At 62.0% G+C, this 8,805-nt stretch carries 7 protein-coding genes; 5 read left to right on the plus strand and 2 right to left on the minus strand.

Annotated features, from left to right (window positions below; translation table 11 throughout):
• Positions 1 to 9: 9 nt before the first annotated feature.
• Positions 10 to 802 (minus strand): IS5 family transposase gene (locus AAV94_RS14685; RefSeq protein WP_156454342.1). Its coding sequence is split into 2 segments (ribosomal slippage): positions 10 to 544 and positions 543 to 802, totalling 795 coding nucleotides; the frame shifts between segments, so codons are not numbered across the junction.
• 616 nt (positions 803 to 1,418) lie between these two features.
• Between AAV94_RS14685 and lldP the strand changes: the two genes are divergently transcribed.
• The 4 genes from lldP to dld are packed head-to-tail and all read left to right on the plus strand — an operon-like array spanning position 1,419 to position 6,935.
• On the plus strand, positions 1,419 to 3,101 hold the full coding sequence (lldP, locus tag AAV94_RS09885; RefSeq protein WP_046742166.1) for an L-lactate permease: 1,683 nt from the start codon (positions 1,419 to 1,421) through the stop codon (positions 3,099 to 3,101).
• Positions 3,102 to 3,138: 37 nt separating this feature from the next.
• Complete coding sequence (gene lldR / locus AAV94_RS09890; protein ID WP_046742167.1) at positions 3,139 to 3,930, plus strand: transcriptional regulator LldR; 792 nt, start codon at positions 3,139 to 3,141, stop codon at positions 3,928 to 3,930.
• 54 nt (positions 3,931 to 3,984) lie between these two features.
• Complete coding sequence (lldD, locus tag AAV94_RS09895) at positions 3,985 to 5,124, plus strand: FMN-dependent L-lactate dehydrogenase LldD (protein WP_046742168.1); 1,140 nt, start codon at positions 3,985 to 3,987, stop codon at positions 5,122 to 5,124.
• 56 nt (positions 5,125 to 5,180) lie between these two features.
• The gene (gene dld, locus AAV94_RS09900; RefSeq protein ID WP_046742169.1) at positions 5,181 to 6,935 is read left to right on the plus strand and encodes a D-lactate dehydrogenase; all 1,755 of its coding nucleotides are present in this window, start codon (positions 5,181 to 5,183) and stop codon (positions 6,933 to 6,935) included.
• A gap of 127 nt (positions 6,936 to 7,062) precedes the next feature.
• Here the strand turns inward: dld and AAV94_RS15210 are convergent, their stop codons facing one another.
• Positions 7,063 to 7,554: a DUF333 domain-containing protein gene (locus AAV94_RS15210; protein ID WP_231731352.1), complete on the minus strand. Its 492-nt coding sequence runs from the start codon at positions 7,552 to 7,554 to the stop codon at positions 7,063 to 7,065.
• A gap of 83 nt (positions 7,555 to 7,637) precedes the next feature.
• Here AAV94_RS15210 and AAV94_RS09915 point away from each other — a divergent pair.
• Positions 7,638 to 8,776 (plus strand): IS3 family transposase gene (locus AAV94_RS09915; protein ID WP_156167861.1). Its coding sequence is split into 2 segments (ribosomal slippage): positions 7,638 to 7,887 and positions 7,887 to 8,776, totalling 1,140 coding nucleotides; the frame shifts between segments, so codons are not numbered across the junction.
• The last annotated feature ends 29 nt before the right edge of the window (positions 8,777 to 8,805 follow it).

The following is an 8,805-nucleotide window of genomic DNA, read 5'->3' on the forward strand; positions in this document are numbered from 1 at the left end:
AGAACCTGTTCAAAGTCTTTTGAGCAGCAAAGCCAAGAATGCCAGGTGAATGAACTGTAAGCTGGTGTTGAGCAGGCGCTCGCAGTTCTTCCATAGTCGTCTGCTCTTGCCCAGCCAGGCGAAGCTGCGCTCGACCACCCAGCGCTTGGGCATGACCTTGAAGGTATGCAGTTCACTGCGTTTGGCAATCTGCACCGTCACATGCTCACCCAGGACCTCGCACACACCCCGTGTGAAGGGCTGACCCACATAGCCGCTGTCGCACAGTAGACTTTGCACCTGCCTGAGTCCAGGCCCGCAACGACGCAGCGCCTGCAACGCCCCTTTGCGGTCCGTCACCTCGGCCGTGGTCACCGCCACCGCGTGCGGCAGGCCCTGCGTGTCCACCGCAATGTGGCGCTTGATGCCCGAGACCTTCTTACCTGCGTCATAGCCCTTCTGGCCCGCCGTATCGCTGTTCTTGACGCTCTGCGCGTGCACGATCAAGAGCGTGCTGCAGGCGTTGCGCCCCAGTCTCTCTCGGGCCGCGCCAACCTGATTTTTTTAAAGCCTGCTCCAGCAGGCTGCCTCCTTCGCGTGGCTCGCTCCAGATCGCAAAGTACGAGTGCACCGTGCGCCACTTCGGAAACTCCTCGGGCAGCATGCGCCACTGGCAGCCGCTTCTGAGCAGGTACAGCACCGCGCAGAACACCTCATACAGGTCTACTCGCCTGGGGCTGGTCTTTTTGCGCGCGCTTTCCAACAACGGCTTGACAATCTCGAATTGTTCACGGCTGATGTCGCTCGGATAGCTCTTTCTCATCCCCAAAGCATCTCATAACTCCAGAGACTTTGAACAGGTTCTCAGGCGTGCGGCGCCGGCCTTCTCACGCGCTTTTCCATTGGGTTTCGTGCGCTCTGGGCAATCCGCTGTCATGGCGCGCCGCGTAGGAAAGGTCTGCGGCAAGCGTGGCGACAGCATGGCTTCGCCGCTGTTCGCGATGACCACGTGTGCGCGTTGAGGCCAGTGTTAGCTGGTTCTGCCAAGGGCATTGAAGGCCGTGGTTTTGGGTCGCGACGTTGCCGCCAGCTGAAGCGCCGCGCGATTGGCATGTGCGTGCTACGGTGCCCTCGCAGGCGCCATACAATAGAAAAATTGGTAATACCAATGAAGACTTGATACCAGTTTTGTGCCGACTTTCAGGGTAATCCCTTGGGACTCTCATAGGGTGTACGGCCCTAGAATCGCGCCGCACCGAAATTGGCTGTGTAATTGGATAGACCAATTTGGGGCGGCGACCTTCCTGTGAATCCTGCGGACGCCATGCAGGAGCAGGGACACAGGCGGGTTCACCTTCAGTGGGCAGTTGGCCATCGCGTCGCAAATAGCGGCGTCGCTGTCGGCTGTCATTGTTTTCATTGATTTGTGAAGGCTGGCCATGGAGCTCCTCTGGCAACAAAACTACGATCCGGCAGGCAATATTTGGCTGTCGGCGCTGGTTGCGCTGATTCCCATCATCTTTTTCTTTCTCGCGCTGACCAAGCTGCGCATGAAGGGGTACATTGCCGGCACCATCACGGTGGCGCTGGCACTGGCGGTGGCGCTGCTGTTTTATGGCATGCCGGTCTCCAGCACACTGGCCTCGGCGGTCTATGGCTTCTTCTATGGTCTGTGGCCGATTGCCTGGATCATCGTGGCGGCGGTGTTTCTCTACAAGGTCTCGGTCAAGACGGGCCAGTTCGACATCATTCGCTCGTCGATCCTGTCGGTGACGCCGGACCAGCGTCTGCAGCTCATTCTGGTGGGTTTCTGTTTTGGCGCGTTTCTGGAAGGGGCTGCTGGCTTTGGTGCGCCGGTGGCCATTACGGCAGCGCTGTTGGTAGGGCTGGGCTTTAAGCCGCTGTACGCCGCAGGGCTGTGCTTGATCGGCAATACCGCGCCAGTGGCGTTTGGCGCCATGGGCATCCCGATCATTGTGGCAGGCCAGGTCTCCGGGGTCGATGCAATGGCCATCAGCCAGATGGCGGGTCGCCAGCTGCCGTTCATGACCATCATCGTGCTGTTCTGGCTGATGGCGATCATGGATGGCTGGCGCGGCGTCAAGGAAACCTGGCCGGCCGTGCTGGTGGGCGGCGGCAGCTTCGCCATCGTGCAGTTCCTCACCGCGAACTACATCGGCCCGGAGTTGCCGGACATCACTTCCGCCATCGTCTCGCTGGTGGCGCTGACCCTGTTCCTCAAGGTCTGGCAGCCTAAGCGCATCTTCCGATTTGAAAACGAAGGGGGCACCGGCGACACCGCAGCTGTTGCAGCGGCGGCCAAACCGGCTGATACGCCATTGACCTTGGGTTCAGTGCTCAAGGCTTGGTCGCCCTTCATCATCCTCACTGCGATGGTGACGGTATGGAGCCTGCAACCTTTCAAGGCGCTGTTTGCCGCAGGTGGTGCGTTGTCGAACTGGGTTGTCAATATTCCAGTGCCCATGCTGCACAATCTGGTGCAGAAGATGCCGCCGGTGGTGGCCGAACCCACGCCTTATGGGGCGGTGTTCTCCTTCAACTGGTTCTCGGCTACCGGAACTGCCATCCTGATTGCCGCGATCCTGACCATTCTGTATCTGCGCCTCAAGCCTGCGCAGGCGATTGAGACTGCCGGCGAGACGCTCAAGGAACTGGCTCTGCCCATCTACTCGATCGGTATGGTGCTGGCCTTTGCCTTCATCGCCAACTACTCTGGCCTCTCCACTACACTGGCATTGGCGCTGTCGCACACGGGTGGAGCGTTTACCTTCTTCTCGCCTTTCCTGGGCTGGATCGGCGTGTTCCTGACGGGCTCTGATACTTCGGCCAACGCCCTGTTTGGCGCGCTGCAGGCGACCACGGCGGCGCAACTGGGCATTCCGGAAGTGCTGGCCGTTGCCGCCAATACTACCGGAGGGGTGACCGGCAAGATGATTTCGCCGCAGTCGATCGCCATTGCCTGCGCGGCGGTGGGACTGGCGGGCCGTGAATCCGACTTGTTCCGCTTCACGGTTAAGCACAGCCTGATTTTCTGCGTCATCATCGGTCTCATGACGACGCTGCAGGCCTATGTCTTCCCCTGGATGATTCCGTCCCTTTGAGGGCCTGTGCGTGACCACCTTGGGAGGCTGCGACCACATGCGACTTGCTGACAGAATTGCCGAGCAACTGCTCGTCAAGGTCCAGCAGGGTCAGTGGCGCGCGGGCCAGCGCCTGCCCTCGGAGCGGACGCTGGCGGACGAGCTGCGGGTTTCGCGTACGTCGCTGCGTGAGGCGATCCAGCGGCTTGTCAGCCAGGGCGTGCTGGAAAGTCGGCGCGGTGATGGCACTTATGTGCAGGAGCGCAGGCAGTCATTTCTGCTTCCGGGTACTTTTGAGCCGCTGGCGACTTTGCTGGTGCAGGACCCTGAGTACCGCTACGACGTTCTGGAGGCGCGTACGGCCCTCGAAAGTAGCACTGCCTGGCATGCGGCGCTGCGCGCAACCCAGGCGGACAAGGATCGTATCTGCCGCTGCTTCGATGTGATGCTCAAGTATCAGCGTAGCGGTGACAACGATCTTTCGGCGCGCGCCGATGCACAGTTCCATCTGGCCATTGCGGAGGCCTCGCACAACGTGGTGCTGCTGCGGGTCATGCACAGCCTGTTTGAGCTGGTGCTCTCGACGGTGACGCAGAACCGCCGCACGATGTTCACGCTGGCCACGCCCGAGGCCATGGTGTCGCTGACCGAACAGCATGAGGCACTGATGCAGGCCATTGTTGAGGGCGATCCGGCGCGTGCGCGCAAGTGCATCGAGGAGCATCTGGCGTTTGTGCACGATACCGTGCGGCGGCTCGATGAGGATGATGCCCGGCGAGAGCGCTACGCTAAGCTGCCCACCACGTTACGAAAGGTGATTCTTGCCGACCCGACCATTGCGACATCCTGAAAGGGTGACTGACATCCAGGTGCGCAGTGGCTGAATCCTTATCCGGAGTTACTCATGATCATTTCCTCTTCCAGCGATTACCGTGCGGCCGCGCAAAAGCGCCTGCCGCCTTTTTTGTTTCACTACATCGATGGTGGTGCGTATGCCGAACGCACCCTGCAGCGCAATGTGGACGATCTGGCGCAGGTGGCGCTGCGCCAGCGCGTGCTCAGAGACATGTCCCAGCTGGACACCAGCATTGAGCTGTTTGGCGAGAAGCTTGCCATTCCCGTGGCGCTGTCGCCGGTCGGCCTGACGGGCATGTATGCGCGTCGCGGCGAAGTGCAGGCTGCGCAGGCAGCCGACAAGAAGGGCATTCCATTCACGCTTTCGTCGGTGTCGGTCTGCCCGATTGAGGAGGTCGCGCCCAAACTCTCGCGTCCAATGTGGTTCCAGCTCTACGTGCTCAAGGATCGCGGCTTCATGAAGAACGCGCTGGAGCGCGCCCAGGCCGCAGGCTGCTCGACGCTGGTTTTCACTGTGGACATGCCGGTGCCCGGCGCACGCTACCGTGACGCGCACTCCGGCATGAGTGGCCCGAACGCCGCCATGCGCCGCTACTGGCAGGCTGTCACGCATCCGTGCTGGGCCTGGGACGTCGGCCTGCACGGCAAGCCGCATGATTTGGGCAACATCAGCACCTACTTCGGCAAGCCCATCGGGCTGGAGGATTACATGGGTTATCTGGGGGCGAACTTCGACCCCTCCATTTCCTGGAAGGATCTGGAATGGATCCGCGAGTTCTGGAAGGGGCCGATGCTCATCAAGGGCATTCTCGACCCTGAGGATGCCAAGGATGCGGTGCGCTTCGGCGCGGACGGTATCATCGTCTCCAACCACGGTGGGCGTCAGCTCGATGGCGTGCTCTCCTCGGCGCGTGCCCTGCCGGCGATTGCCGATGCAGTGAAGGGGCAGATCAAGATCCTGGCCGATTCCGGCATCCGCAACGGCCTGGACGTGGTGCGCATGATCGCGCTGGGCGCGGACTGCACCATGATCGGGCGCGCCTTTGTCTACGCGCTCGCGGCGCAGGGCCAGCAGGGCGTAGAGAACCTGCTTTCACTGATCGAGAAGGAAATGCGCGTGGCCATGACGCTGACCAGCGTCAACCGCGTGGCCGATATTACTGGTGATCTGCTGGTCAAGGAGGACTGAAGACCGTGCCGCAATCCGCTGAGAACACCGCCACTGCACCTGGCCCCACTGGCAAAGTGCGGCAGACCGAACCCATCACCGGCGAGGCGCTCATCGCCCAGCTGCGCAAGCTGGTGGGTGAACGCCATGTGCTCACCGACGAGGCCGAGACGCGCCGCTACCGCAAGGGCTACCGCGCGGGCGAAGGCCCGGTGCTGGCCGTGGTCACGCCCGGCACGCTGCTGGAGCAGTGGCAGGTGGTCAAGGCGGCGGTGGAGGCCGACCGCATCGTCATCATGCAGGCGGCCAACACCGGGCTGACCGGTGGCTCGACGCCCAACGGCGAGGACTACGACCGCGAGATCGTGCTCGTGAGCACGCGGCGCATCCAGGGCATTCAGCTCATCAACGATGGCACGCAGGTCGTCTGCCTGCCCGGCGCGACGCTGGATGCGCTGGAGCGGACGCTGGCGCCGCTCGGGCGCGAGCCGCATTCGGTGATTGGCTCATCGTGCATCGGCGCCTCGGTGCTTGGGGGCGTTTGCAACAACTCCGGCGGCGCGCTGGTGCGGCGCGGGCCGGCCTACACGCAGCTGGCGCTGTATGCGCAGGTGGATGCGGACGGGCAGCTGCGGCTGGTCAACCACCTGGGCATCGCGCTGGGGGACAGCCCCGAGGAGATCCTCACCCGCCTGCAGGAAGGCCGCTACGACGCGGCGGACATCGACAACGGTTCGGGCCGCGTGGCCTCTGATGCGGGCTATGTGCAGCATGTGCGCGACGTGGACGCCGACACTCCGGCGCGCTACAACGCCGATCCCTCGCGCCTGTACGAGGCGTCCGGCTCGGCGGGCAAGCTGAGCGTGTTTGCCGTGCGGCTGGATACCTTCCCGAAGGAGCCGAGCACGGTCTTCTACATCGGCAGCAACGACCCCGGTGACCTGACGCAAGTGCGGCGCCACTTCCTCACCGGCCTGCCCAGCGTGCCGATTGCGGGGGAATACATCCACCGTACGGCCTATGACATCGGTGAAAAGTACGGCAAGGACATCTTCCTCATCATCGACAAGCTCGGCACCAGCAAGGTCCCGGCTGCATTCGCACTCAAGAGCCGGGTTGATGGTTTCTTCGAGCGCTTTGGCTGGCGCGGCGTGAGCGACCGCATCATGCAGGCGCTGATGAACCTGCTGCCCAGCCACCTGCCGCCCCGCATGCGCCAGTGGCGCGAGCGCTATGAGCACCATCTGCTGGTGCGCGTGGCCAACGATTCAGTGGCGCAGGCGCGTGAGTGGCTGCAGCAGTACTTCGGCCAGCGTGACAGCGGCGCATTCTTCGAGTGCGATGCCGAAGAAGGGCGCAAGGCCTTCCTGCACCGCTTTGCCGTGGCCAGCGCCGCCGTACGCTACCGCGAGGCCCACCCGCGCGAGGTAGAGGACATCGTGCCGCTGGACATCGCCTTGCGCCGCAACGACCGCGATTGGGTGGAGCAGCTGCCGCCCGAGCTGGAATCGCAGATCATCCACAAGCTCTACTACGGCCACTTCTTCTGCCACGTGTTCCATCAGGACTACATCGTCAAGAAGGGGGCCGATCCGCTCGCCATTGAGCATGCGATGTGGAAGCTGCTGGATGCGCGCCGCGCCGAGTATCCGGCCGAGCACAACGTCGGCCACCTCTACATCGCCAAGCCCCCGCTGGTGGAGTTCTACCGCAAGCTGGACCCCACCAATACCTTCAACCCCGGCATCGGCCATACCAGCAAGCTGCGCTGCTGGGGTTGCAGCGACACCCCGCAATGGCCGCAAGGCTACCGGGAAGAGGCGCAGCAGTAGCTAAAGGCTAAACACGCGATAGATATCTGATGCGCTGCGACTGGCGCGTGTTCAAATGCGCCCGTAGTCGAGCGCATCATTCGCTATTCCTCGCAACGCTGCGAAGCGGGGCCGCGGCCTTTTTAGCTCACTCTGCCTGACACTGGATGGGCACCATGCGCCCGATCTCCAGCGTCAGCGCATCGCCCTTGCCGCGAATCGTGTTGGGCCCGTTGCTGTAGATGAAGCCAGAGGCGCTGGGCTGCTGGACAAGTTCAATGGCCATGCCATCGCGCTCCAGCACCGCACGCTCCGCATCCACGAAGTAGGTGACCCGCATGCCCTGACCATGGTCACAGCGGTAATCCACCACGTTCGTCCTGGGTTGGGCCGCTGCCTGCTGACTCTGGCGAAACAGCGCCCACTCCTCCACCTCCGTACCGTCAGGCAGCTGGCACATGCCAACCTGACCCGCTGCGCCATCTTCAATGCGCAACGTACCGCCCACATCCACGCAATGCTGCGCGGCGGGGTTGGCCATTCCGATGGGGGACGCCGCCAAGTTTTCTTGGGAACCAGGCGCCGCACAGCCCGCCAGCACTGCCGAGCCAGTTGCTACCAATATCAAGTAATGCTTCATGGATACAGTTTAGCTGACCTGCCCCCCCGATTTCAGTACCACGCCGAACTTAGTAGAGTCCGTTTTCCGAGCAGGAGACGGTAGTGAAAAAGCGTTTTACAGAAGAACAGATTCTCGACTTTCTTAAGCAGGCAGAGGCCGGCGTGCCGGTGAAGGAGCTGTGCCGGCGGCATGGCTTCAGTGATGCATCCTTCTACACTTGGCGTGCCAAGTTCGGTGGCATGACCGTGCCGGACGCCAAGCGGCTCAAGGATCTCGAGCTGGAGAACAGCCGGCTAAAGAAGCTGCTAGCCGAAGCCCATCTGGATATCGAGGCACTTAAGGTGGTCGCCCGGGGAAAAGGGTAAGCCCGACAGCACGGCGGGAGGCGGTGCAGGAGATGCAGGCCAGAACCGGTATCTCCGAGCGCCGTGCCTGTCAGCTGATCGGGCTGTCTCGCTCGGTGCTGCGCTATCAACCCCGTTCCAGCGAGCAAAACACCAGGCTGCAATCCCAACTTATGGAGCTGGCACAGGAGCGTCGGCGCTTTGGCTATCGGCGCCTGCATATCCTGCTGCGGCGGGCTGGCATGCAGGTCAACCCTAAACGGATCTATCGCCTGTACCGGGCTGCCGGGTTGATGGTGAAGCGCCGGAGGCGCCGCCACGGTGTCGCCGTAGAGCGCGAGCGGCTGAGTCTGCCGAGCGCGCCGAATCAGGTATGGTCGATGGACTTCGTCTTCGATGCACTCAGTACGGGACGTAGGATCAAATGTCTGACGGTGGTCGATGATTTCACCAAGGAGGTGGTGGGTATTCTTGTGGATCACGGCATCAGCGGCTTTCGTGTTACTCGCGCATTAGATGAAATGGCCCGATTCCGCGGTTACCCCAAGGCAATCCGCACCGACCAGGGCCCCGAATTCACCGGCAAGGCTCTTGATCAATGGGCCTATCAGCGCGGCATCAAGCTGAAGCTGATTCAGCCTGGCAAGCCGACACAGAATGCGTTCATCGAATCATTCAATGGCAAGTTTCGGGATGAATGCCTGAATGAGCACTGGTTCTGCTCACTGGCCGAGGCCAGAATCCGCATCGCGGCCTGGCGAAGGGACTACAACGAACACCGACCGCACAGCGCTATCGGGAATCACACCCCGGCAGAATTCGCTGCGCATTGGAGGGCAAGCCAACAGCAACCCCGACATGAAAAACTAACATCAACCCCAGGGCCTACTAACTAGGAAACGGTACTAAAACTGGGGGCAGGTCA

The organism is Lampropedia cohaerens, assembly GCF_001005215.1.
In the GTDB taxonomy this organism is placed as follows: domain Bacteria; phylum Pseudomonadota; class Gammaproteobacteria; order Burkholderiales; family Burkholderiaceae_C; genus Lampropedia; species Lampropedia cohaerens.